Below are 24,139 nucleotides of genomic sequence, written 5' to 3' on the forward strand. Positions count from 1 at the left end.
AATCTCCTTAGCTCTTTTTTGAGTGAGTTTGGATGTGCTGCTTTGGAGTTAATATGCGCAGATTGTCTATGTCGTAAACTGCTCCTCCATTGTCGATTGGTGTTACATGGTGGATTTCGTATTTTCGCCGTTGACCTACATGTTCGGTTTGATGAGGTTTTGGCGATAACCCATTTTTTATACTAGCTTTGTTTATACGGTCAAATTGTTCAAATAAATGTTCATCGCTAGCCACTGCCTTCCAAAATGCCCTGCGAAACGCTTTAAAACTCGAAAACTCCCGTCCTCGAAATTTATCCGCAATCTGCATCGGAATCGGCGCTCCTTCTCCCGTCGAGGCTGCACCCAACCAGTTTCCGGAAACTGGTTGTCCGGCGCCACTGGCAACACCGGGATCCTGTCGCCGATCCCTGAACATCGTGAATGTCGGAGGGATGCCGGACTCGATCGGAAAGACGGTGATGAAGCCACCAAATCCGTAGAGATCCAGCTCTGGAAACGGATCGATTCGCCCTGTGTCGGGGGTGACGGTAGCGCCTTCATAGATCGGCAGGTCAGTGTCGATCAGCGGAAATTCCGTTGAAGGATCCTGCGGTTCTACCAGCGGCGTCCAGGTGATGACGGGACCGTTGGAGACGGTGCTGCCGGAAACATAGACATTCTTGCGCGCGTCAAAGTGAGCAAGCTTTACCGGCACGCTGGCGGGTACTGTCACTCCGTCAGTGGTAACAACAACGATCTCTACCCTGTTGCCTATCGTCCTCGAGCCGAGTCTCACCGGCAGGTCGATTTCCCCTCCGACGGCTGCCAGTTCATACAGGTCGGCAGTTGAATCAGGAGCGAGTTCTGACAGCGGAACACTGACAGAGAAAAGATCACCATTACCCAGCCTGGAGGGAGCCAATAGAGCGGCGAACCCGACCAGGACCGGCGCTGCTACTGATGCGAGTGCTGCGATAGCCGCGGCTACCGCTGCTCGTAACGCGGTCCTGAGCGCCAAGGACGTCGCTGGACTAACGCCGAATGTTCCGAGTGTGCCGGTAAACGTTGGGCCGAATGCCGCCATTGAACCGACATTGGCAAACGAGGGGCTTTGCCACCGAGCCTCTGTTTCCTCTCGCCATTGCGTCAGGAGGCGTGCCTGCTCGGCTTGTCGTTGGGTCTCAGCCTCTGCCGCTAGAAGAGCCTGTTGCCGCTCGCGCTCTTGCGCCTGCTTTTCCTTTTGCTGCCGTATTTTCAGATTCGCCAGTTGAGCTTGGCGTTGAGCCACGGCGGTAGCTGTATCAATGACTTTCCTGCGAGTCTCCAGACTCTGTCTTTCTGTTTGCAGTTGCTTTTGTATCTGCTCGATTCGCTGTTCCATTTCGGCTTGGAGACGAGCTTGCTCAGCTGCGAAATGCTGCGCGGCTGCTTCTGCATTAGCTTCCGCCTCGGCCAGCTCTGTTTTCAATCGAGCGATTCGTGCTTTTTCTTGAGCCTGATTCTGAGCCTGAAAATCAGCCAGCGCTTTAAGTTGTGCCTCTAGGCGTGCCGCATCAGCGATTTCTTTCAGGCGTTGCTGTTCAGCTGCGATCCGGGCGCGCTCGGCAGCTACTCGTTGTGCTTCCTGTTCTGCTGCCAATCGCGCTTGTTCCGCAGCCTGCAAGGCTGTGAGGGTTGTCACTAGATTGCCGTATCGCTGCTCAAGCGAATGGATTGTTTGGGATAACAGCCTTGCGTCATACGCTGCGTTGTAGGACTTGGTCCATGCCAGCATTCCAAGACTGTTTGCATGAAACGGTTTCTCCAGGGTCACACCTTTTTTAAGGATCTCCGGAAAGGGCCTGCCAATTGGGTCGTAGCCGTAATAACTATTGGCTATTGCTGTCTTGTTATCGAACTCGGCCCTCTTGCGTGCCGCCAGTCTGTTAATTACCTCCAGTTCTCGAGCAATTCCCTCAATAGGGGGAACTGGGTTGGTGGGTCCATTCAGTCTTGTCGCGGTAAGCTCGTTCTCAATAATTTGTGGCAGTTGTGTTAGTTGGGCTTGATATTCTTGTTCGGCTGTCGCGATGGTGTGGGTTATTTTTCTTACAACTCGGCCGGCGCCCGGAGGAAATCCGAATGCTCCGCTGTTATAGGTTTTAGTAGGAGTTTGAGGTGCAGGAGTAAATCCGGGAGGGGCTACGCCTGTTGTCCAGACAGGCTCGGTCAATACAAAAGGTGGAGGTCTTTGCATATTCATATCCTTGTGAATGTGCTGGATGTCAGAGAAAGTTTGCGAACTTATAGAAAGTATTTCGCAAACAACCGTTTTGTGCGGTTTCAAGTTACAGTGAAATTAGAAATTATGGGTCTGATAAATGTGTGAGCTTTTACATTGAAATTCGACAGAGGTTTCGGATAAACAGGAGTAAGGGCAAAATTATCCACTGTTCATAAAGATGTTTCCTATGCAGGTATGGGAAACTTCTTGTAGGACTGCTTTAAACATCAAAAAGGCAGGAGAAGGCGCCACAAAACAATCGCCCATAAAAAAGGCCGCTGCAAAAGCAGCGGCCAAAGTAAGACGATTGATCAAGGAGCAATAAATCAACGTCAGTGAACACGGGGCGATGAGTCGAAAATCTTCAATTCATCTGAAATCTGTCGCCAATGGTGTGGACGGGTCACTTGCCATTGCTTGTGCTTTCAGGCCGTTTGCCGTGAAAGCCCGGCAAGAATAAGCGGTTGAGCTCAAAGGAAAAATAGCCATTCATGACATGAACTGTTGCAGTCTCGGCAACAGTTCCGCCCTCCATGGGGGATCTCATTCCTGTAGCAGCCTTCGGCAGCTGCTACAGGTTTGCGTTCACAACACCCTATGCACCTGACTGATAATCCCCCATCCAGCCCATCCATAAGCCGCGCAAAACGCCGTCCCATCGGGGCATTCATCCTTTGGAGCTACATCGCGAATACCTCCTTGGTGCGCTTATCGCTCCCAACGTGCGGCAGTAGGGTGGGGCCTTCTGTCACTCACCGGGGAAGACGCATGACAAAAACAACAATGCGCGCCATCTTCACGCCGCAAGCGCTCGCCGCTGCGGTTGCCTTGGGTTGCTGTGCCCAGGCGCAGGCTGTTTCATTCAACATTGGCGAAATCGAGGGGTCGTTTGACTCCTCGTTGTCCGTCGGCGCGAGTTGGGGCATGCGCGATGCCGATAAGTCGTTGGTGGGTATCGTCAACCGCGGGACCGGTCAGTCTTCGACCGGTGACGACGGCCGGCTGAACTTCAAGAAGGGTGAAACCTTCTCCAAGATTTTCAAGGGTATTCACGACCTCGAACTGAAATATGGCGATACCGGTGTGTTCGTCCGCGGCAAGTACTGGTACGACTTCGAGCTGAAGGACGAAGACCGCGAGTTCAAGCAGATCAGTGACAGTGGTCGCAAGGAAGGCGCCAAGTCCTCCGGGGCGCAGCTGCTCGACGCCTTCGTCTATCACAACTATTCCATCGCCGATCTGCCGGGCACTGTGCGCGCCGGCAAGCAGGTGGTGAGTTGGGGTGAAAGTACCTTCATCGGCAACTCGATCAACAGCATCAACCCGATCGACGTTTCAGCGTTCCGCCGTCCTGGCGCCGAAATCAAGGAAGGCCTGATTCCGGTGAACATGCTGTTCGCCTCCCAGGGCCTGACCGATCAGCTCTCGGTGGAAGGTTTCTATCAACTGGAGTGGGACCAGACTGTCGTCGACAACTGCGGCACCTTCTTCGGCAACGACGTGGTGGCGGATGGTTGCAACAAGAATTACACCGTTGCCAGCCCGGCGATCGCACCGTTGCAACCGATCGCTGCAGCGTTTGGTCAAGGCTTCGAGGTCAGCAGGGAAGGCGTGATCGTCCCGCGCGGTGGTGACCGCGATGCCCGCGACTCCGGGCAGTGGGGGACGGCGCTGCGCTGGCTCGGGGACGACACCGAGTACGGTCTGTACTTCATGAACTATCACAGCCGTACCCCGACGGTCGGCACCACCACTGCCGGCCTGACAACGCTGGCACGGATCCCGGCCATCGTCGGCACCGCCAACAGAATTGCGCCCGGCACCGGGTCGGCACTGGCCCAGAGCGTGATGCTCGGTCGCGGCCAGTATTACCTTGAGTACCCGGAAGACATTCGTCTCTACGGCGCGAGCTTTTCCACCACCTTGCCCACCGGCACGGCGTGGACCGGCGAGATCAGCTATCGCCCCAACGCTCCAGTGCAAGTCAGCACCAACGACCTGACCCTGGCCTTGCTGAACCCGATCGCAGGCGGCGCGGCATCGCCTATCGCCACCACGCCAGGTGCCGACAACAAAGGCTACCGCCGCAAGGAAGTGACGCAGGTCCAGAGCACCCTGACCCACTTCTTTGACCAAGTGCTGGGCGCCCAACGGCTGACCCTGGTTGGCGAAGCTGCGGTGGTGCACGTCGGTGGCCTGGAGTCGCGATCCGAATTGCGTTACGGCCGTGACTCGGTCTATGGCCAGTACGGTTTTCGCGGTGATACCGACGGCTTCGTCACCTCGACCTCCTGGGGCTACCGCGCCCGGGCGATCCTTGATTACGCCAACGTGATCGGCGGGATCAACCTCAAGCCCAACCTGTCCTGGTCCCATGACGTCGCCGGCTACGGCCCCAACGGGCTGTTCAACGAAGGCGCCAAGGCGGTCAGCGTCGGCGTCGATGCCGACTACCGCAACACCTATACCGCGAGCCTCAGTTACACCGACTTCTTCGGGGGTGACTACAACGTCCTGGAAGATCGCGACTTCCTGGCGCTGAGCTTCGGCGTGAACTTCTGATCTGGCTGAGAAGGATGACTTTAATGCACAAGATGATTCTGCAATGCGGTGCCCTGGCCCTGAGCCTGTTGGCTGCCAACGTGATGGCGACGGTGTCGCCGGAAGAAGCGAACAAACTCGGCACCAGCCTTACGCCGTTGGGCGGCGAGAAGGCCGGCAATGCCGATGGCTCGATCCCGGCCTGGACCGGAGGCATCCCGAAAAACGCCGGTGCCGTGGACAGTAAAGGTTTCCTGGCTGACCCGTTTGCCAATGAAAAGCTGCTGTTTACCATCACCGCGGCGACGGTCGACAAATATAAGGACAAGCTCTCCGATGGCCAGATAGCGATGTTCAAACGCTACCCCGAGACCTACAAGATCCCGGTTTATCCAACCCACCGTACCGTGGCCGTACCAGCGGACATCGAAGAGTCGGCCAAGCGCAGCGCCCTGAACGTGACGCCGATCAACGACGGTAACGGTCTGGCCAATTTCACCGGCAACCGCTATTACGCCTTTCCTATTCCGAAGAACGGTGTCGAGGTGATCTGGAACCATATCACCCGTTATCACGGCGGGAACCTGCGTCGCACCATCACCCAGGCAACGCCTCAGTCCAATGGTGATTTCACCGTTATCCGATTCAAGGACGAGGTTGCGGTACCTTCGTTGCTCGGTGATTTTAAACCGGGCAGCGATGAAAATGTCCTCAGCTATTTCAAGCAGGAAGTCACCGCGCCTGCGCGCCTGGCGGGTAACGTGTTGCTGGTTCACGAGACCCTCGATCAGGTCAAGGAACCGCGCAAGGCCTGGATTTACAACGCGGGCCAGCGACGTGTGCGCCGTGCGCCTCAAGTGGCCTATGACGGTGTGGGGACCTCGTCCGACGGGCTGCGCACCACCGACAACTTCGACATGTTTTCCGGCGCACCGGATCGCTACGACTGGAAGCTGGTCGGCAAGAAAGAAATGTACATCCCTTACAACAGCTACAAGCTCGACTCGCCCAGCCTCAAGTACACCGATGTGATCAAGGCCGGGCATATCAATCAGGATCTGACCCGCTATGAGTTGCACCGGGTCTGGGAGATCGTGGCCACGGTCAAGCCAAACGAGCGGCACGTGTATGCCAAGCGTCACATGTACATCGACGAAGACAGTTGGCAGGTGGCACTGGCCGATCATTACGACGGTCGCGGTCAGCTATGGCGTGTGGCCGAAGGTCACGCTCAGTTCTACTACGACCACCAGGTTCCGGCCTATACGGTCGAAGCCCTGTATGACCTCATTGCCGGTCGCTACATTGCGTTGGGGATGAAGAACGAGGAGAGGCGCAGCTTCGAATTCAACATCGATGCCAAAGCAGGGGACTACACGCCGGCAGCCTTGCGGAGTACAGGGGTGAGGTAATCAGTCTTACAGGCTCCTACACAAAAAGGTGACCTCGTGGTCACCTTTTTTATAGGTGCCAATCAGTGTGTTGAATACTTCTTCAACAAGCTGCAAAGAGAGGGCTAGGGTGGCGCCACAACTATAAAAAGGCGCACCACTATGACCGCCATGACGCTGTGTCTGGACCGTCCTGGGCACCTGCCCCGTCTGTCTTCCCACCACCTGTCTCGCGACCGGTTGATCGAACCGTTACTGGCATCGACGGCGCGGGTGAAATTGCTCTGTGCGCCTGCCGGTAGTGGCAAAAGTGCGCTGCTCGCCGAGTGCCTGTTGCAGGCGCCCGCGCAGTGTCAGGTCTGTTGGTTGCCGTTGGTGGGAGCGCCGATCAATGTGGTCGATTTTCGGCAGCGGTTGGCTCAGGCGCTGGGGCTGAACTCGTCGGATGAGCCCGCGTTGCTGGAGTATCTGGCGCGGTCAAAGACGGCGACCTGGCTGTTTCTCGATGACTATTGCCGCGTCCAGAACCCCGAGTTGGACCTGCTGCTGGATCGCATGCTAACGGTCAGCAGCCCGATGTTGACCTGGTGGTTAGGCACCCGTCGTCGCCCGCAATGCAACTGGCCACGTTTGCTGCTCGATGATGAGTTGTACGAGTGCGAGCGCGCCACGCTGGCGTTCAATCAAGCTGAAGTCGCAAGGTTGTTGCACCACCTGCCACCCACGGATGCAAACACCGTCGCTGGCAAGATCATCCAGCGCAGTGGCGGCTGGTGCGCCGGTGTACGGATTGCGCTGCTGCAAAAATGTGACTGGTCAAACAACAACACACTACAGGGGCGAACAAACACTTTGCTCGATTACCTGGAGCACGAACTGTTCACCACGCTCACCCCAGAGCTGGCGGAAGCCTGGCGCGTGCTCGCGCATTTGCCGCGCTTCAATGCAAGGCTTTGCGACCACCTGTTTGGCGCGGGTGAGGGGGCCCAATGCTTGCAGGCGTTGCAGGAGCTGGGTTGCTTTATAGAGCCTTGGCAGGATTCGGCAGACTGGCTGCAGATTTTCCCCCCGCTTACTCAGTTGATGCACGAAGAGCAATGGCCGGCGGGACGCTCATGGCATCGTCTTGCCTGCCAGTGGTTTGCGGCCGAACTCGATTGGAAAGCCGCTTTTGAGCAAGCGCTGCTGGCTGAAGAGTTCGAGGTCGCGGTCAGCCTGTTGCAGCATTTCAGTTTCGAGCATCTGTTCGAGGAACAGACCGTGGTGCTGTTGTTGCGTTTGCATGAGCAGCAGGGCGAGGAGCTGATGTTCGGGTCGCCGCAACTGGTCGGACTGATCACCGCAGCCTTGCTGTTTGCCGGTCGATTCGAGCAAGCGGCCAATTGCATCGAACATTTGTCCCGATTCACCCCTCAGCCGTCGGCGTTCCTTCAGCGGCAATTGATCGCGCGCTGGCAGGCTCAGCAAGGCTGGTTACTGCATTTGCAGGGGCGCATAGAGGGTTCGCGCGCGCATTTCCTCGAGGCGCTGACCGTGCTCGCTCCTGACCTCTGGCCCGTGCGCTTGATGTGCCAGTCGGGTTTGACGCAACAGGCTCTGTTACGGGGCGAACTCGATGTAGCGCAGGCCATTAACCGTGAGGCGTTATGCCTGGCGCGAGCGCAAGGCTCGCTGGTATTCGAAGGGTTGCTGGAGCTTGATCACGCGCAATTGCTGGAGCAGCGCGGGGCGCCTCAACGTGCCGAAAGCTTGCTCGCGAACATTTCTGAAATGCTGAGTCAGCATGCTCAGCGACCTGTTCCGTTGCTGGGGCGAATCGCGCTGCGTCGCGGTCGACTTGCCTTGTGTCAGGGACACGATGAGCGCGCTGAGGCATTCTTTCAGGCAGGGCTGGAGGATTGCCTGCGCAGCCACGACAAACGCGTGCTTTACGGTTTTCTCGGCCAAGCTCAACTGGCGGCTAATCGACGCGACTACGCCCAAGCGTTTGTCCATCTACGCGATGCCGAACGCTTGATGCAGCAGCGGCAGATTCCCGACACCGTTTACCGCGGTGTGCTGTTGCAAATCAGCAGTCAAATCTGGCTACAGCAGGGCCGCCCCGAACTGGCTCATGAAGCGCTCAGCCGGGTGCTGCGCCACTACCGTGGTCCACTGGCGCGGCTGGCACCACCGGCGACATTGATGTTGATTGCGCGCATTGAATACTTGCTGGTGTTGGCGCAGGTGTATCTGCACCAGGCCAAAGACCCGATGAGTCAACTCGCACCTTTGCTCGAACAGTCGCAGCGGTCGGCCATGCTGGCATTGGAAGTCGAACTGCTGTTCGCCGGGGCCGAAATTGCATGGTTGAACGGCGATTCGGTGGGCGCCAAGGCGTCTTTAGTCAGGGGCTTGAGCCTGGTCGATCGCTGTGGCGTTCGACAGGCTCTTCGCGAGTTGCAACTGCGTCAGCCTGATTTGATGCCGGCTCTGGGCGTTGCCGAACCTTGTCTTGAAAGCATTGAGCAGGCGGGTGATAACAACCCGCTCAGTCAGCGCGAAGTTGAAGTGCTCAAGTTGATTGCGCTGGGTAATTCCAATCAACAAATCGCCGAACAGCTGTTTATTTCGCTACACACCGTCAAAACGCATGCTCGGCGCATTCACGGCAAGTTAGGCGTTGAACGCAGGACCCAGGCTGTCGCGAAGGCCAAGGGGATGGGGCTATTGGGATAGTTCAGCTGGGCGCGTCGATTGATACCCCATCCGCCAACTCACGGCTCGCGTCGCCGCCAACAATCGCTGCGCCGCCGGGCCGTTTTCGTCTGCGTGAAACAATGAGGCCGGGCCAACAATGGTCATGACCGCCGCTACATTCCCGACCGCATTGAATACGGGAGCAGACAACGCATCGACCCCCGGCATCAGCAAACCATGCACGTGATGCAGACCGCGTTCGCGGATCTGTTCGCACAACGCTGCATAGGCTTGATCGTCCGCCAGCGCATGGGGCGAGCTGCTTTGCAATTCCTGCTCGCGCAAGTCCACGGTTTCGCGTTTGGGCAAGTACGCGCCGAACACCAGACCGGTGGATGAACTGAGCAACGGCAACACCGAGCCCAATTGCGTCACCACCGTCACCGCGCGGACTGCCGGTTCGATATGCACCACGGTTGCGCCCTGATTCCCCCACACCGCCAAAAAGCAGGTTTCGTTCAGTTCATCGCGCAGCTCGGCCAGGGGCAGGGCGCCGACTTTCAGCACGTCCATACTGTTGAGTGCGGCGAGACCGACGCGCAAGGCCTCGCGGCCCAGACCGTAATGGTTGGTGGCAGCATTCTGTTCAGCGAAACCACTGGCAATCAGTGCCTGCAAATAGCGATGAACCTTACTGGCCGGCATCTGCACGTGTTCAGCCAGGCGCGACAGTGAAGTCGATGGTGACAACTCGGCCAAGGCCTTGAGGATGTCAGTGCCGACCTCGGCCGAGCGGACTTTCTGTTTATCGTTGCTGCGCGGCGTTTCCATGGAGGCGGTTTGATCCCGGGACGAATGGGCGTCTTTATAGCTTGACGGTCAATACCAATCAAATTACGTTATGCGTAATCTAATTACGATAAAAATAACCCGGGCGTGCCGAGACCTCTTGAATGGAGCGACAGGCCATTGCCTACTTCCTGTTCAGGAGGCTCCATGAACCTCGATTCAACGGCGCCAGCGCTGGCTTATCAGTCCGGCTTCGGCAACGAATTCAGCAGCGAAGCGTTGCCCGGCGCACTGCCCGTCGGCCAGAACTCCCCGCAAAAAGCCCCGTACGGTCTCTATACCGAACTGTTCTCCGGCACCGCGTTCACCATGGCTCGCAGCGAAGCGCGGCGCACCTGGATGTACCGCATTCAGCCGTCGGCCAACCACCCTGCGTTCGTCAAACTGGATCGGCAACTGGCTGGCGGCCCGTTGGGGGAAGTGACCCCCAATCGTCTGCGCTGGAACCCGCTGGATATTCCGAGCGAACCCACCGATTTCATCGACGGGCTGGTGAGCATGGCCGCCAACTCGGGTGCGGAAAAACCGGCCGGGATCAGCATCTATAGCTACCGCGCCAACCGCTCCATGGAGCGCGTGTTTTTCAACGCCGATGGCGAACTGCTGCTGGTACCGGAGCTGGGGCGCTTGCGCATTGCGACCGAATTGGGCGTGCTGGAACTGGAGCCACTGGAAATCGCCGTGCTGCCGCGCGGTCTGAAATTTCGCGTCGAACTGCTCGACCCACAAGCTCGCGGCTACATTGCCGAGAACCACGGCGCGCCGCTGCGTCTGCCGGATCTGGGGCCGATTGGCAGCAATGGCCTGGCCAACGCGCGGGACTTCCTGACCCCGGTCGCCCATTACGAAAACCTCAAACAACCAACCACGCTGGTGCAGAAATTCCTCGGCCAGTTGTGGGGTTGCGAGCTTGATCATTCGCCGCTGAACGTGGTCGCCTGGCACGGCAATAACGTGCCGTACAAATATGACCTGCGTCGCTTCAACACCATCGGCACGATCAGTTTCGACCACCCGGATCCATCGATCTTCACTGTCCTGACGTCGCCGACCAGCGTCCACGGTCTGGCCAATCTGGACTTCGTGATCTTCCCGCCACGCTGGATGGTGGCCGAGAAAACCTTCCGTCCACCGTGGTTCCACCGCAATCTGATGAACGAATTCATGGGCCTGATCAAGGGCGAGTACGATGCCAAGGCCGAAGGCTTCGTGCCCGGCGGTGCGTCCTTGCACAGTTGCATGAGCGCTCACGGCCCGGATGGCGAAACCTGCACCAAGGCGATCAACGCCGAACTCGCGCCAGCGAAAATCGACAACACCATGGCCTTCATGTTCGAGACCAGCCAGGTGCTGCGCCCGAGTCGTTTCGCGCTGGATTGCCCGCAACTGCAAAACAACTACGATGCTTGCTGGGCCACGCTGCCCGCCACTTTCGACCCGACCCGGAGATAATCCATGACTCAGACTTCCATCACTCGTAGCTGGGTTGCCTCCGCCAACGGCCATACCGATTTCCCGCTGCAAAACCTGCCGCTGGGCGTGTTCAGCGTGAAGGGCTCCGTACCCCGTAGCGGCGTGGCCATCGGCGAACACATCTTTGACCTCGAAGCAGCACTGGACGCCGGTTTGTTCGACGGAGCGGCGAAAGCGGCAGTCGAGGCCACCCGTGGCGGTCTGCTGAATGCGTTTTTCGAACTGGGCCGCGAGGCTCGCGTTGCCCTGCGCGAACGCCTGCTGGAACTGTTCAAAGAAGGCAGCACCCTGCACGGCAAGATAGAAGCCCAAGGCGCAAAACTGCTGCCACTGGCGGCGAATTGCGAGATGCACCTGCCGGCGAAAATCAACGACTACACCGACTTCTACGTCGGCATCGAGCACGCGCAGAACGTCGGCAAACTGTTCCGTCCGGACAACCCGCTGCTGCCGAACTACAAATACGTGCCGATCGGCTACCACGGCCGTGCCTCGACCATTCGCCCATCCGGCACTGACGTTCGTCGTCCGAAAGGCCAGACCTTGCCGGCCGGTCAGACCGAGCCGACGTTTGGTCCGTGCGCACGTCTGGACTATGAGCTGGAACTGGGGATCTGGATCGGCCAAGGCAACGACATGGGCGACTCGATCGCCATCGGTGACGCCGCCGATCACATCGCCGGTTTCTGCCTGCTCAACGACTGGTCCGCGCGGGACATCCAGGCCTGGGAATACCAGCCGCTGGGGCCGTTCCTGTCGAAAAGCTTTATCACCAGCATCTCGCCGTGGGTGGTGACTGCCGAAGCGCTGGAGCCGTTCCGTCGTGCTCAACCTGCACGTCCGGAAGGCGATCCGCAGCCGCTGCCGTACCTGCTCGACAAGCGCGATCAGGCCGCTGGCGCCTTCGACATCGAACTGGAAGTGCTGTTGCTCACCGAGGCCATGCGCGAGCAGAACCTGCCGGCCCATCGCCTGACCCTGAGCAACACCCAACACATGTACTGGACCGTGGCGCAAATGGTCGCGCACCACAGCGTCAACGGCTGCCAGTTGCAGGCCGGCGACCTGTTCGGTTCGGGCACTTTGTCGGGCCCACAAAATGGTCAGTTCGGCAGCCTGCTGGAAATCACCGAGGGCGGTAAAAAGCCGATCGAACTGGCGTCCGGCGAGGTGCGTAAGTTCCTTGAGGACGGCGACGAAATCATCCTGCGGGCTCGTTGCATTCGCGACGGTTTTGCCTCCATCGGTTTTGGTGAATGCCGCGGTAAAGTGCTGCCGGCGCGCTAAGAGGATCGGTCATGGAACTCTATACCTACTACCGTTCGACTTCGTCCTACCGCGTGCGTATCGCGCTGGCGCTCAAGGGGCTGGATTACCAGGCGCTGCCGATCAACCTGATCGCGCCGCCAGGTGGCGAACATCGACAGCCGCCATATCTCGCCGTTAACCCGCAAGGCCGGGTGCCGGCCTTGCGCACTGATGAAGGTGAGCTAATTATTCAGTCGCCGGCGATCATCGAGTACCTGGAGGAACGTTATCCACAGGTGCCGCTGCTGTCCAAAGACCTCGCCGCTCGCGCCCATGAGCGTGGCGTGGCGTCGGTGATTGGTTGCGATGTGCATCCGCTGCACAACGTCAGCGTGCTCAACAAGCTGCGTCAGTTGGGGCACGATGAACCGCACGTGGTGGAGTGGATCGGGCACTGGATCAGTCAAGGGTTGGCGACGGTGGAGCAGTTGATCGGCGATGAGGGTTATTGCTTTGGTCCGACGCCTGGGCTGGCGGATGTTTACCTGATCCCGCAGTTATATGCGGCGGAGCGCTTCAGCGTTTCACTTGAGGCGTATCCGCGGATTCGTCGAGTGGCGGCGTTGGCAGCCACACATCCGGCGTTCATCAAGGCGCATCCGGCGAACCAACCAGACACTCCCTAAGTCAGAAACAAGATCTTTTGCTTTTAATGGACGATGGAGTTAGGCGGCAAATGCCCCAGCCGCTCAGTCAGGCGAATCCGCTGGATCGGGTCGTCACTGAGCAGCAGCGCATGCTCCAGGTCAAAGCGCTCAGCGTTCGGGCAGTCCAGCCGTTGATAGAGACTGGCCCGGGCCAGGTAGTCGGCGGCACTGGCGTTGCCCAGTTCCAGCACCCGTTCGGCGTCGATCAGGGCGCCGATGTAGTCATCGTGAGAAAGGTGTAACTGACGCAGATTGCGCGACAGCCGCTGCAGCATTTGCACAGGCTCGGCGGTGAGCAAATGCTCGGCGCTGAGCTTCATGTTCGGGCCGTACTGGCGTTGCAGCAATTCCCGGCAGTCGTTGGGGTACAAACGACGCCCGCCGCACGGGTCCAGCAGGTGATCGGCGCCCGGTACTCGCAGCAGAAAATGCCCAGGGAAGTTGACCCCGACCATGGGGATCTCCAGACCTTTGGCCAGTTCCAGGGCAATTAATCCCAGACTCAGCGGCTGCCCACGCCGGCGTTCCAGCACGTGATTGATCAGCGCGACGTGCGCACGTAATGGCGTGAAGTCGTCCTGGGCAAATCCCAAGTCATTCATACGACGTAACAACGGCTGGGCCAGTTCGCTCACCGGCAACATCGGCAATCCATAGCTGACGCGCTGTTGCAGGCTCTTGAAGCCTGCCAGAACCGCTTCGGGATTCACCTCTTTATCGTGTTCGACCGCAATCCATAGCGCCGCCTCGAACAGCGCGGGCGGTGAACGTTGCAGGCAGTCGAAGAAGCGTTGGCGCGGGGTCATCAAAATCTCCGGGGAATGCCTCGTTTTAGCCCCGTCTTGGGCATTCGTCCAGTGCCGCACACAGGTGCATTCAGGTTATGTCCGAAAGTCTGCATGGCGACGACGCTTATTCCCGTGCGCTTCTGCAATTTTTGGGCGCAAGCCTATACTGGCGACTACAAGAAGTGATTCGGGAGCCCTACGATGTTCGCTCTCATGCAAAGCACTCGCCTTGAATCCCTGCATCTGAGCGTTGACTCGGTCACCGGGTTGAAGGCGGTGATTGCCATTCATAACAGCCGTCTGGGGCCTGCCCTGGGTGGGTGTCGTTACCTTGCCTATCCCAGCGACGAGTCCGCCGTCGAGGATGCAGTGCGTCTCGCCCAAGGCATGAGTTACAAGGCGGCGTTGGCTGGCCTGGCTCAGGGTGGCGGCGTTGCGGTGATTGTCCGCCCGATCCATGTGGAAAACCGCGCCGCGCTGTTCGAAGCCTTCGGGCGCTGCATCAATCAACTCGACGGCCGTTACATCACCGCCATCGACAGCGGCACCTCGGTGGCGGACATGGATTGCATTGCCCAACAGACCCAACACGTCACCAGCACCACCTCCGCGGGCGACCCTGCACCGCACGCGGCGATGGGTGTATTTGCCGGCATCCGCGCCACCGCTATGGCCCGTCTGGGCAGCGATAATCTCGAAGGCCTGCGAGTGGCCATTCAAGGCTTGGGCAACGTCGGCTATGCCCTCGCCGAACAGCTGCACGCCGCCGGAGCCGAACTGCTGGTCAGTGACATCGATCACGGCAAGGTGCAGCTGGCGATGGAGCAGCTCGGCGCTCACCCGATTGCCAATGACGCGCTGCTCAGTACGCCCTGCGACATCCTCGCGCCCTGCGGTTTGGGCGGTGTGCTCAACAGCCACAGCGTGACGCAACTGCGCTGTGCAGCGGTCGCCGGTTCGGCGAACAACCAATTGACCCATCTGGAAGTCGCCGATCAACTGGAACGGCGGGGGATTCTGTATGCGCCGGATTACGTGATCAATTCCGGCGGCCTGATCTACGTTTCGCTCAAACACCGCGGCGAAGAGCTCACGACCATCACCGCACACCTGTCGAAAATCAGCTCACGGCTGACCGAAGTCTTCGCCCATGCTCAGGCGGAAAAACGCTCGCCGGCCCGAGTGGCAGACGAATTGGCGGAGAAAGTGCTGTATCGATGAAGTGAACCGATGAAGGAGTGAGGGCCTATCCGGCAGACTTGCTCCCAAGGCCTGGCGCCACAAGCGTCAGGCTTGATTGACGCACGCTGACGAGGCGTGCCAGGAGTCCCTGGGATGGTTCACAAGGTTGAGCTGCCTTACACCCGATTTTTATCCCCTGACGGCCAATTGCTCGGCGATCTTCCTGCCTGGGCCGACGATTTCAATTTGCTGACGCGCCTCTATCGGCAGATGGTCCTGACCCGTCTTTTTGATCAGAAAGCCGTCGCCCTGCAACGCACCGGGCGCATCGGCACTTATGCGCCGACATTGGGCCAGGAAGCCATTGGCGTCGCCGTCGGCAGCGTGATGCACGCCGAAGATGTGCTGGTGCCGTATTACCGTGACACCGCCGTGCAGTTGATGCGTGGGGTGCGCATGGAAGAAATCCTCCTGTACTGGGGTGGCGACGAACGCGGCAGCGACTTTGCTGAACCGGCGGCGGCTCAGGACTTCCCGATCTGTGTACCGATTGCTACCCAGGCCTTGCATGCCTGCGGCGTCGCCAGCGCCTTTAAAATCCGCGGTGAGCATCGGGCCGCCGTCACCACCTGTGGCGACGGCGCCACCAGCAAAGGCGATTTCCTAGAAGCCCTCAACGTCGCCGGCGCCTGGCAGTTGCCGGTGGTGTTCGTGGTCAACAACAACCAATGGGCGATCTCGGTACCACGACGGATTCAGTGCGGCGCCCCGACCCTGGCACAGAAAGCCATCGGTGCCGGATTCCATGGCGAGCAAGTCGACGGCAATGACATGCTCGCGGTTTACGACCGAGTACACGCAGCCCTCGAACGGGCACGCCACGGTAAAGGCCCGGTGTTGCTGGAATGCCTGAGCTACCGTCTCGGCGACCACACCACCGCCGACGATGCCACGCGCTACCGGCCGGCGGACGAGGTCAAGCAGGCCTGGCTCGAAGAACCGGTCAAACGCCTGCAACGTTTCATGGTCGGGCAGGGCGTCTGGGACGAAGGCCGCGAGCAGGCGCTGATCAGCGAATGCCAGGACCTGGTGCAGCGCGCTGTGGATAACTTCGAAGCGGCGGGTACGCAGGCGCCCGAATCGGTCATGGATCACGTCTACGCCCAATGGCCGAAGTCCCTCGCCGGGCAGCGTGAAGAGTTGCTCGAAAGGGCGGCGCGTCGCGCGGGAGATTCGAGCCATGAGTAACGGCAAAGTCACGTTGCTGGAAGCGGTGAACCTGGCGCTGCATCGGGCCATGAGCGAAGACGAAAACGTCATTGTCCTCGGTGAAGACGTCGGGGTGAACGGCGGCGTGTTTCGCGCAACTCAAGGGCTGCGCGACAGCTTCGGCTTCAAGCGGGTTATTGACTCGCCGCTGGCCGAAACCATGCTCGGCGGACTGGTTGTGGGCATGGCCGCCCAAGGTCTGAAACCGGTGGTGGAAATCCAGTTCATGGGCTTCATCTACGCGGCCATGGAGCACCTGGTGTCCCACGCCAGTCGCATGCGTAATCGCACTCGAGGGCGGATCACTTGCCCGATGGTCATGCGCACACCGATGGGGGCAGGGATTCGCGCACCGGAACACCACAGCGAAAGCACTGAAGCACTGTTCGCGCACATTCCGGGTTTGCGGGTGGTGATTGCGTCATCGCCGGCCCGGGCCTATGGCTTGTTGCTGGCGGCCATCGATGACCCTGATCCGGTGGTGTTTCTCGAACCGACCCGGCTCTATCGCATGAACCCGCAACCTCTGTTGGACGATGGCAAGCGCCTGCCGCTGGACAGCTGTTTCACCCTGCGCGAAGGCAGTGACATCACGCTGATCAGCTGGGGCGCCTGTGTGATGGAAACCCTGCAAGCCGCTACCGCATTGGCCGAGCGGGGCGTCTCGGCGGAAGTGATCGATGTCGCGACTATCAAGCCGCTGGACCTCGACACCCTGGAAGCCTCGGTGCGCAAGACCGGTCGTTGCGTGATCGTTCATGAAGCGCCGCGCTCCTGCGGCGTCGGCGCGGAAATCGCCGCGAGCCTCTACGAAAGGGTGTTGCTGGAATTGCAGGCACCGATCCAGCGGGTTACCGCGCCGGACATTCCACCGCCGCTGTATCGACTGGAATCGCTCTACATGCCCAACGTCGAGGACATTCTTCAGGCTTGCGACAACGTACTGCACTTCGCCTGAACCCAAGGAGGCTGCGATGAAATATTTCAAACTGCCGGATCTGGGCGAGGGTTTGCAGGAGGCGGAAATCGTCCGCTGGCACGTCAACGTTGGCGATGCGGTCAAGGCTGACCAGTTGCTGGTGTCGGTGGAAACCGCCAAAGCCTTGGTGGAAATTCCCGCGCCGTACGACGGCGTGGTGGCGAAGCTCTACGGCGGTGAGGGCGACATCATTCACGTCGGTGAACCACTGCTCGGTTACGAAGGCGAAGCGGACGCGGGCACAGTAGTGGGGCGACTCGAAGGTGGCGGCAGCAGTCAGGATGATTCGTTTTTCATTGGGGCTGCCCCCTCGACCCGAGAGCACCTCGCGCCTCGCGCCACGCCGGCCGTGCGGCAACTGGCTCGGCAACTTGGCGTGCAGTTGAGCGGGTTGACGGGCTCTGGCCACGAGGGACTGATCACACGTACGGATGTGGAAAACGCGGCTCAAACTGAACTGGATCGCTTCGGCGGCGACCGATTGCGCGGTGTGCGGCGCAGCATGGCGCTGAACATGGCTCGGTCCCACGCCGAAGTCGTGCCCGTGACGATTTTCGGTGATGCCGATCTGCATCGCTGGGGTCAGGCACGCGAACCGCTGATTCGTCTCGCCAAGGCGATGGCGGCAGCGTGCGCCGTGGAACCGGTGCTCAACAGCGCCTTCGACGGCAAAAGCCTGTCGCTCAAACAGCACGAACGGCTCGATCTGGGCATCGCCGTGGACACCCCGGACGGCCTTTTTGTGCCAGTGCTGCGCGATGTCGGTCATCGCACCTCGGCTGATTTGAAGGAAGGGGTCATGCGATTAAGGGCCGATGTGCAGGCGCGATCGATCCCGCCCAAGGAAATGATGGGGGCGACCCTGACGTTGTCGAATTTCGGCACCTTGTTCGGCCGCTACGCCAACCCGGTGGTGGTGCCACCGCAAGTGGCGATCCTGGCCGCAGGCGCGATTCGTGACGAACCGGTGGCGGTCGACGGCGCGGTGGTGGTGCATCCGGTCCTGCCGCTGTCCCTGACCTTCGATCATCGCGTGGTGACCGGCGGTGAGGCGGCGCGTTTCTTCAAGGCGCTGGTCGAGGCGCTGGAACAACCCGACGCTTAAGTTTTTCGCAGGCATGAAAAAGGCCCTGAGTCATTTGACTCAGGGCCTATTCAATTCGGGTATTGCTTACTTGGCAGCCTTGGGGGCTTTAGCTGGCTTGGTCGGCTCAGCGTCCGCCACTTCAACAGGTTCAGCGACTTCAGCAGGCGCATTGAGCAATTCGGACAACGCGTCCGGCTGGCTCTTGAACGCCTTGGCGAACACATCGCGATTCTTCGCCATGTAGATCCCGGCTTCTTCCACTTGCTGTTCGGTCAGGGACGGAACGGCTTTTTGCAACACTTCAGCCAGTAACTCGGCCAGTTCGAGCATTTTGTCATGACGGTCAGCTTCGGCTTTATCCATGAACAAGCGCTCCAGATCTCGGCTGCTGCGGTATACCACTTCGACGGCCATTCACCACCTCACATGCCTTCACATTAAGTTGTCTTATTCGACCACTGTATTTATATACAGCGAAAAGGATAAGCGAATCCCTGCGCTTTGGGTAGTGGCTTTTTAATGTAGACCGAAATCAGGGTTTGTCAGCCCGATCAGCCCCACCGGGTGCGACCAAACGCCACGGAGCGCGTTTTAGAGCATCTCGCCATCATGTGGCAGGCGCCCCTGGCCTTTTTTCTGCATGCAGAACAACCGTCACGTCAAACCCGCATCATCCGCTCGAACCGAGCTAAGGAAGAATCATCGTGAAAATCAACTGGGCCGAGAACCTGCGGCAGAACGTGCACCAACTGGCCGAGTCCCTGGGCAACCTGTTCGTCGAGACCTTCCACTACCTGGCGCTGTTTGCCATCGGTGCAGTCACCGCGTGGGCGGCGGTGATGGAATTTCTGGGGATGATCGAAGAAGGGCACATCAAGATCGATGACATCTTGCTGCTGTTCATCTACCTGGAACTGGGGGCGATGGTCGGGATTTACTTCAAGACCAACCACATGCCGGTGCGTTTCCTGATCTACGTGGCGATCACCGCGCTGACGCGACTGCTGATCTCCAACGTCTCGCACCACAATCCGCCGGACCTGGGCATCATCTACCTGTGCGGCGGGATTCTTCTGCTGGCGTTTGCGATTCTGGTGGTGCGTTACGCCTCGTCGCAATTTCCCTCAGTGAAGATCGAGCACCCGCAACGCAAGGTTGGCGCGGGCTCCGGTGAGCATTCCGACGTCGAGAAGGGCGAGATTTAAAGCCCCATGGCTGGCCGGCTGTGGCCCTTGACGTGTGGCGGCGGCAGGGTGTGATTGTCGCCGTCGGTCATGGCTTCGAGGATGGCCACGGCGCTGTGGCCCTGTTCGATGGCGATGCCGAATTGGATGCTTTGCACCAGGCGTTTGAGGCGCTGGGGGTCGTTGCGTTGTTCGGCGCTGATCATCCGTTTGGCGACCACGCGGCCGCTGTTGGAGAGGGTCAGCATGATGCGGCCATCCAGACCCTGAATGCTCAGGTTGATCTGATAATCCGGTGCAAAGGCATCGGTAATGAGCTGAAAAGGGTTGTCCATGATGCGTCACCGCCTGATTGAACGTGCAGTTGTTGACCGGCCGTTATCGGGTTGGTTCGCAGTACCAGACCATCGGCAGGCCGTTCGCTGAGATGTTAAAAAGTCCTTTTTGCCTCAGCAGTGACGTAGCAAGGGGCATGCCGGAAAAATGGTCGAACAATAGACACGGCAAGAAAGAGGTGGGCACCGAGGCCCGCCTTCTTTTTTTCTGCACGTTTCAGGGCATGAATGAATAGATGATCGCAGACAGTGCAATCAAACCGATCAGCACCACGAACACGTTCGAGGCCTGACCCGAGTACTGGCGCAAGGCCGGCACACGGCGGATGGCGTACATCGGCATCAGGAACAACAGGCACGCAATGATCGGCCCGCCGAGGGTTTCGATCATGCCGAGGATGCTCGGGTTGAAGGTCGCCACGGCCCAGCAGCTGAGGATCATGAACAGCGCGGTCACGCGGTTCAGCCAGCTCGCCGACATCACCCGGCCACGGCCGCGCAGGCTTTTCACGATCAGGCCCTGAAAGCCTTCGCTGGCGCCTATGTAATGGCCGAGGAAGGATTTGGTGATCGCCACCAGCGCAATCAACGGCGCCGCGTAAGCGATGACCGGGGTCTGGAAGTGGTTGGCCAGATACGACAGGATTGAGATGTTTTGCGCCTTCGCCGCCGCCAAATCAGCCGGGGACAGGGCCATCACACAGCTGAAGCAGAAGAACATCACTGTCACCACCATCATCGCGTGGGAGATGGCGAGGATGCCGCTGCTCTTGCGCTCGGCCTGCTCGCCGTAACGTTGTTTCTGATCGACGGCGAAGGCGGAAATGATCGGCGAATGGTTAAACGAGAACACCATCACGGGGATCGCCAGCCACAGCGTTTTGAAGAACAACGGCATCGGCATCCCTTCACTGGCGGTGGCGACGAACGCGCCATTCCAGTTCGGGATCAGGCTGAAACCGAGCAGCAGCAACGCCGCGACGAATGGATAAACCAGCACGCTCATGCATTTGACGATGACGCCCTGGCCGCAACGCACGATCGCCATCAGGCCGAGGATCAAGCCCAGCGACAAAATCGCCCGCGGTGGCGGAGCAATGTGCAGCTGATGCTCCATGAAGCTGCTCAGAGTGTTGGTCAGCGCCACGCTGTACACCAGCAGAATCGGGAAGATCGCGAAGAAATACAGCAGCGTGATCAGCTTGCCGGCGCCGATGCCGAAGTGTTCTTCCACCACTTCGGTGATGTCCCCGGAATGCCCGGACAACACGAAGCGGGTCAGGCCGCGGTGGGCGAAGAACGTCATCGGAAACGCCAGCACCGCCAGAATCAGTAAGGGCCAGAAACCACCGACCCCGGCGTTGATCGGCAGGAACAGCGTGCCGGCGCCAATCGCTGTGCCGTAGAGGCCAAGCATCCAGGTGGTGTCGTGTTTGCTCCAGCCTTTGGTGGATGTTGCGGTGTCGCGTTTGAGGTCTACAGCAGGATTATCGGCAGCAGGTGTACGTACATCGGTCATCGGTATCGCCTCGTTATTGTTCTTGCTCGGGCTCACGCGAAACGGTCAGGGAATGCTCCTCAGCACTCCACCCAGCTCACCGCCAGGCCGCCCCGTGAAGTCTCTTTGTATTTGTCATGCATGTCGGCGCCGGTATCGCGCATGGTGCGGATCACCCGGTCCAGGGAGATGAAGTGCTTGCCATCGCCGCGCAGGGCCATTTGCGTAGCGTTGATCGCCTTCACGGCGGCGATTGCGTTGCGCTCGATGCACGGCACTTGCACCAGCCCGCCGACCGGGTCGCAGGTCAGGCCGAGGTTGTGTTCCAGGCCGATTTCGGCGGCGTTTTCCAGTTGTTCCGGTGTGGCGCCGAGGATGTCGGCCAGCCCGGCGGCGGCCATGGCGCAGGCCGAGCCGACTTCGCCCTGGCAACCGACTTCGGCACCGGAAATTGATGCGTTTTTCTTGCAGAGAATGCCTACGGCCGCAGCGCCCAAGAAGAACGCCACCACGTCATCGTCCGACGCGTCCGGGTTAAATTTCATGTAGTAATGCAGCACAGCCGGAATGATCCCCGCCGCGCCGTTGGTCGGCGCCGTGACCATGCGTCCGCCCGCCGCGTTTTCTTCGTTCACGGCGAGGGCGAACAGGTTCACCCACTCCATGGCTGACAGCGTGGAGGTGATGACATTCGGCTTGCCGATTTCCAACAGGCTGCGGTGCAATTTCGCCGCGCGGCGTGGAACATTCAGACCGCCCGGCAGGATGCCTTCGTGGCGCAACCCTTGTTCGACGCACTCGCGCATCACCGACCAGATGTGCAGCAGGCCCTGGCGGATTTCGGCTTCGCTGCGCCAGGCCAATTCATTTGCCATCATCAACTCGGAAACGCGCAGGCCGTGCTGGTTGCAGAGCTTGAGTAATTCGGCGGCGCTGGAGAAGTCGTACGGCAGCACCACATCGCTGGTGGGCGCGATACCGGACTCGGCTTCGGCCGCTTCGATGATGAAACCACCGCCGATCGAGTAGTACGTTTGCTCTGACAACTCACCGGTATCGCCAAAGGCTGTCAGGGACATCGCATTGGGGTGGTAGGGCAAGCTCTCGTCGAGTAGCAGAAGATCGCTCTGCCAGATGAAGGCAATGGTGGTTTTGCCTGCCAGAGACAGTTCACCGGTTTCACGCAGGGTCTGGATTCGGCTGTCGATGGAAGTGGGATCGATGCTGTCCGGCCATTCGCCCATCAGGCCCATGACGCAGGCGCGGTCGGTGGCGTGGCCGACGCCGGTGGCGGAAAGGGAACCGTAAAGGCGGATTTCCACTCGACGTACGGCATCCAGCAATTGCTGGTCAATCAGGGCTTGGGCGAAGGTCGCGGCAGCGCGCATCGGGCCGACGGTATGGGAACTGGACGGACCGATGCCGACTTTGAAGAGATCGAAAACACTGATAGCCATGCTAAAGCCTATACAAGCAATGGAAGAGAAATCGCTGCCATTTTTGTAGGACAAGCGCAATGTCGGCGATACTGCCTACCTCGGTCTTACGTGACCAACGAAACTTCCTAAGACAGCCTTTAGCAGGACTAAACGATGAGTCGTCAATTGCATGCCCAGACTTATGTCTGGCTGCACGTGTTTTCCTGTGCCGCACGGCACTTGTCGTTCACTCGATGTGCCGAAGAGCTGCACATCACACCGGGTGCGGTCAGTCAGCAAATCCGCCAACTGGAAGAACGGCTGGGCTTTCGACTTTTCCACCGTCGCGCTCGGGGTGTGGAGTTGAGTGCCGAAGGCCAGCGACTGGCCATCACGGTCAACGAGGCTTACGGCAGCATCGACGCGGAATTGCGACGACTGGATGCGGGGATGATCAGCGGGATTTTACGGCTGCGCTCGATTCCGTCGTTCCTGAGCAAGTGGCTGACGCCGCGTCTACCGCGGTTGCAGCAGCGCTTTCCGGACATTCAATTGCGCCTGGTGGCCGAGGACAGCAGCGTGCCATTGCACGAAGGCGATTTTGATTTGGCCATCGACCTGAATGACGGCAGTTATCCTGGACTTTTATCCACCACCTTGCTCGACGAGCAGATCTTCCCGGTGTGTGCCCCGGGCCTATTGCGCGGCCGTCCGCCGCTGCACGGTCCGGCAGACCTGATGCATTTCCCGTTGCTGCACGACATCACCGCCTGGCGCGGCAGTTATGAATACGCGGAATGGGAGTTCTACCTCAATGCCATCGGCTTCGAAGGCGCCGACGTGCGGCGCGGGCATACCTTCAATCGCAATCACCTGACCATCGAAGCGGCAATTGCCGGGATGGGCGTGGCGATTGCGCGGCGAACGTTGTTGAACGATGAGCTGGAGCGGGGGACGTTGATCGTGCCGTTTGGCCTGGCGGTGCCCAATCACAAACGTTACGTGCTGCTCTATGCGCCAGGGGCGCTGAGCCATCCGGGCGTGCGCGCGGTGCATGACTGGCTGGTAGAGGAGGCGGGGATTTTTCGGAGTCTGCACCCACTGGCGGAGCGGCAGATGTGAGCAATTATGACAAAGAAGCGATGCGACCCAACTCCCGACCTTAACAGCGCTTTTGCTCGTTGTCCGGCTTTTTTTGCGAATCAAAATTTATCTTTTTTTAGGGGTTGAATTGTTCTGCGAGCAGACCGATTGTGTAAGTAAGAG

General features: G+C 59.3%; 18 protein-coding genes and 1 pseudogene. 12 read left to right on the forward strand and 7 right to left on the reverse strand.

Features of this window, described 5'->3' with window-relative positions; translation table 11 throughout:
* Positions 1 to 7 precede the first annotated feature (7 nt).
* Positions 8 to 2,224 carry an S-type pyocin domain-containing protein gene (locus ACYZT7_RS05910; RefSeq protein WP_462040302.1) on the reverse strand — a complete coding sequence of 739 codons (2,217 nt, stop codon included), beginning with the start codon at positions 2,222 to 2,224 and terminating at the stop codon, positions 8 to 10.
* A gap of 789 nt (positions 2,225 to 3,013) precedes the next feature.
* Between ACYZT7_RS05910 and ACYZT7_RS05915 the strand changes: the two genes are divergently transcribed.
* The 3 genes from ACYZT7_RS05915 to ACYZT7_RS05925 all read left to right on the forward strand — a co-directional run bounded on the left by ACYZT7_RS05915 (position 3,014) and on the right by ACYZT7_RS05925 (position 8,895).
* Entirely contained in the window at positions 3,014 to 4,807 is a 1,794-nt protein-coding gene (locus tag ACYZT7_RS05915; protein WP_462040303.1) for a DUF1302 domain-containing protein, read from the forward strand.
* Between the two features lie 23 nt (positions 4,808 to 4,830).
* The gene (locus tag ACYZT7_RS05920) at positions 4,831 to 6,198 is read left to right on the forward strand and encodes a DUF1329 domain-containing protein (RefSeq protein ID WP_462040304.1); all 1,368 of its coding nucleotides are present in this window, start codon (positions 4,831 to 4,833) and stop codon (positions 6,196 to 6,198) included.
* Between the two features lie 141 nt (positions 6,199 to 6,339).
* Positions 6,340 to 8,895, forward strand: coding sequence for a LuxR C-terminal-related transcriptional regulator (locus ACYZT7_RS05925; protein ID WP_462040305.1), 2,556 nt, complete (start codon positions 6,340 to 6,342; stop codon positions 8,893 to 8,895).
* Here ACYZT7_RS05925 and ACYZT7_RS05930 read toward each other — a convergent pair.
* Positions 8,884 to 9,687, reverse strand: coding sequence for an IclR family transcriptional regulator (locus tag ACYZT7_RS05930; protein WP_462040306.1), 804 nt, complete (start codon positions 9,685 to 9,687; stop codon positions 8,884 to 8,886). The two genes, ACYZT7_RS05925 and ACYZT7_RS05930, sit on opposite strands and share 12 nt — an antisense overlap.
* Before the next feature lie 165 nt (positions 9,688 to 9,852).
* Here ACYZT7_RS05930 and hmgA point away from each other — a divergent pair, with 165 nt between their 5' ends.
* From hmgA to maiA, 3 genes are read left to right on the forward strand one after another with little or no spacing between them, the layout of a single operon-like run.
* On the forward strand, positions 9,853 to 11,157 hold the full coding sequence (hmgA, locus tag ACYZT7_RS05935) for a homogentisate 1,2-dioxygenase (protein ID WP_462040307.1): 1,305 nt from the start codon (positions 9,853 to 9,855) through the stop codon (positions 11,155 to 11,157).
* A gap of 3 nt (positions 11,158 to 11,160) precedes the next feature.
* Positions 11,161 to 12,465, forward strand: a complete 1,305-nt coding sequence (gene fahA / locus ACYZT7_RS05940; protein WP_462040308.1) for a fumarylacetoacetase — start codon at positions 11,161 to 11,163, stop codon at positions 12,463 to 12,465.
* 11 nt (positions 12,466 to 12,476) lie between these two features.
* Positions 12,477 to 13,112 carry a maleylacetoacetate isomerase gene (gene maiA, locus ACYZT7_RS05945; RefSeq protein WP_462040309.1) on the forward strand — a complete coding sequence of 212 codons (636 nt, stop codon included), beginning with the start codon at positions 12,477 to 12,479 and terminating at the stop codon, positions 13,110 to 13,112.
* Between the two features lie 23 nt (positions 13,113 to 13,135).
* Here the strand turns inward: maiA and ACYZT7_RS05950 are convergent, their stop codons facing one another.
* A complete protein-coding gene (locus tag ACYZT7_RS05950) occupies positions 13,136 to 13,939 on the reverse strand; it encodes a SirB1 family protein (RefSeq protein ID WP_462040310.1) in 804 nt (267 codons plus the stop codon).
* 183 nt (positions 13,940 to 14,122) lie between these two features.
* On the opposite strand from ACYZT7_RS05950, the gene ACYZT7_RS05955 reads away from it, so the two are divergent.
* From ACYZT7_RS05955 to ACYZT7_RS05970, 4 genes are all read left to right on the forward strand, one after another.
* Positions 14,123 to 15,142, forward strand: coding sequence for a Glu/Leu/Phe/Val dehydrogenase family protein (locus ACYZT7_RS05955; protein WP_462040311.1), 1,020 nt, complete (start codon positions 14,123 to 14,125; stop codon positions 15,140 to 15,142).
* A gap of 114 nt (positions 15,143 to 15,256) precedes the next feature.
* Positions 15,257 to 16,351, forward strand: a complete 1,095-nt coding sequence (gene pdhA, locus ACYZT7_RS05960; protein ID WP_462040312.1) for a pyruvate dehydrogenase (acetyl-transferring) E1 component subunit alpha — start codon at positions 15,257 to 15,259, stop codon at positions 16,349 to 16,351.
* Positions 16,344 to 17,330, forward strand: a complete 987-nt coding sequence (locus ACYZT7_RS05965; protein WP_462040313.1) for an alpha-ketoacid dehydrogenase subunit beta — start codon at positions 16,344 to 16,346, stop codon at positions 17,328 to 17,330. The genes pdhA and ACYZT7_RS05965 overlap by 8 nt, the downstream gene beginning before the upstream one ends.
* 16 nt (positions 17,331 to 17,346) lie before the next feature.
* The gene (locus ACYZT7_RS05970) at positions 17,347 to 18,456 is read left to right on the forward strand and encodes a dihydrolipoamide acetyltransferase family protein (protein WP_462040314.1); all 1,110 of its coding nucleotides are present in this window, start codon (positions 17,347 to 17,349) and stop codon (positions 18,454 to 18,456) included.
* Positions 18,457 to 18,597: 141 nt separating this feature from the next.
* Here the strand turns inward: ACYZT7_RS05970 and ACYZT7_RS05975 are convergent.
* Positions 18,598 to 18,852: pseudogene (locus ACYZT7_RS05975) on the reverse strand (YebG family protein); the annotation flags it as partial.
* A 290-nt stretch (positions 18,853 to 19,142) separates the two neighbouring features.
* Between ACYZT7_RS05975 and ACYZT7_RS05980 the strand changes: the two are divergent.
* Entirely contained in the window at positions 19,143 to 19,643 is a 501-nt protein-coding gene (locus tag ACYZT7_RS05980; RefSeq protein ID WP_462040315.1) for a phosphate-starvation-inducible protein PsiE, read from the forward strand.
* Here ACYZT7_RS05980 and ACYZT7_RS05985 read toward each other — a convergent pair.
* The 3 genes from ACYZT7_RS05985 to ACYZT7_RS05995 form a co-directional block, all read right to left on the reverse strand.
* Positions 19,640 to 19,957 carry a DUF3509 domain-containing protein gene (locus tag ACYZT7_RS05985; protein WP_462040316.1) on the reverse strand — a complete coding sequence of 106 codons (318 nt, stop codon included), beginning with the start codon at positions 19,955 to 19,957 and terminating at the stop codon, positions 19,640 to 19,642. The two genes, ACYZT7_RS05980 and ACYZT7_RS05985, sit on opposite strands and share 4 nt — an antisense overlap.
* A gap of 217 nt (positions 19,958 to 20,174) precedes the next feature.
* A complete protein-coding gene (locus ACYZT7_RS05990) occupies positions 20,175 to 21,476 on the reverse strand; it encodes a serine/threonine transporter (RefSeq protein WP_462040317.1) in 1,302 nt (433 codons plus the stop codon).
* A 59-nt stretch (positions 21,477 to 21,535) separates the two neighbouring features.
* Entirely contained in the window at positions 21,536 to 22,912 is a 1,377-nt protein-coding gene (locus ACYZT7_RS05995; RefSeq protein WP_462040318.1) for an L-serine ammonia-lyase, read from the reverse strand.
* A 135-nt stretch (positions 22,913 to 23,047) separates the two neighbouring features.
* Here ACYZT7_RS05995 and ACYZT7_RS06000 point away from each other — a divergent pair, with 135 nt between their 5' ends.
* Positions 23,048 to 23,995 carry a LysR substrate-binding domain-containing protein gene (locus tag ACYZT7_RS06000; RefSeq protein ID WP_449643809.1) on the forward strand — a complete coding sequence of 316 codons (948 nt, stop codon included), beginning with the start codon at positions 23,048 to 23,050 and terminating at the stop codon, positions 23,993 to 23,995.
* Positions 23,996 to 24,139 lie beyond the last annotated feature (144 nt).

It is taken from the genome of Pseudomonas sp. RT4P38 (assembly GCF_054897765.1).

Coding starts and splice junctions, on each gene's coding strand:
- ACYZT7_RS05910 (WP_462040302.1), bottom strand. CDS start 2,224: ATGAATATGCAAAGACCTCCACCTTTTGTATTGACCGAGCCTGTCTGG.
- ACYZT7_RS05915 (WP_462040303.1), top strand. CDS start 3,014: ATGACAAAAACAACAATGCGCGCCATCTTCACGCCGCAAGCGCTCGCC.
- ACYZT7_RS05920 (WP_462040304.1), top strand. CDS start 4,831: ATGCACAAGATGATTCTGCAATGCGGTGCCCTGGCCCTGAGCCTGTTG.
- ACYZT7_RS05925 (WP_462040305.1), top strand. CDS start 6,340: ATGACCGCCATGACGCTGTGTCTGGACCGTCCTGGGCACCTGCCCCGT.
- ACYZT7_RS05930 (WP_462040306.1), bottom strand. CDS start 9,687: ATGGAAACGCCGCGCAGCAACGATAAACAGAAAGTCCGCTCGGCCGAG.
- hmgA (WP_462040307.1), top strand. CDS start 9,853: ATGAACCTCGATTCAACGGCGCCAGCGCTGGCTTATCAGTCCGGCTTC.
- fahA (WP_462040308.1), top strand. CDS start 11,161: ATGACTCAGACTTCCATCACTCGTAGCTGGGTTGCCTCCGCCAACGGC.
- maiA (WP_462040309.1), top strand. CDS start 12,477: ATGGAACTCTATACCTACTACCGTTCGACTTCGTCCTACCGCGTGCGT.
- ACYZT7_RS05950 (WP_462040310.1), bottom strand. CDS start 13,939: ATGACCCCGCGCCAACGCTTCTTCGACTGCCTGCAACGTTCACCGCCC.
- ACYZT7_RS05955 (WP_462040311.1), top strand. CDS start 14,123: ATGTTCGCTCTCATGCAAAGCACTCGCCTTGAATCCCTGCATCTGAGC.
- pdhA (WP_462040312.1), top strand. CDS start 15,257: ATGGTTCACAAGGTTGAGCTGCCTTACACCCGATTTTTATCCCCTGAC.
- ACYZT7_RS05965 (WP_462040313.1), top strand. CDS start 16,344: ATGAGTAACGGCAAAGTCACGTTGCTGGAAGCGGTGAACCTGGCGCTG.
- ACYZT7_RS05970 (WP_462040314.1), top strand. CDS start 17,347: ATGAAATATTTCAAACTGCCGGATCTGGGCGAGGGTTTGCAGGAGGCG.
- ACYZT7_RS05985 (WP_462040316.1), bottom strand. CDS start 19,957: ATGGACAACCCTTTTCAGCTCATTACCGATGCCTTTGCACCGGATTAT.
- ACYZT7_RS05990 (WP_462040317.1), bottom strand. CDS start 21,476: ATGACCGATGTACGTACACCTGCTGCCGATAATCCTGCTGTAGACCTC.
- ACYZT7_RS05995 (WP_462040318.1), bottom strand. CDS start 22,912: ATGGCTATCAGTGTTTTCGATCTCTTCAAAGTCGGCATCGGTCCGTCC.
- ACYZT7_RS06000 (WP_449643809.1), top strand. CDS start 23,048: ATGAGTCGTCAATTGCATGCCCAGACTTATGTCTGGCTGCACGTGTTT.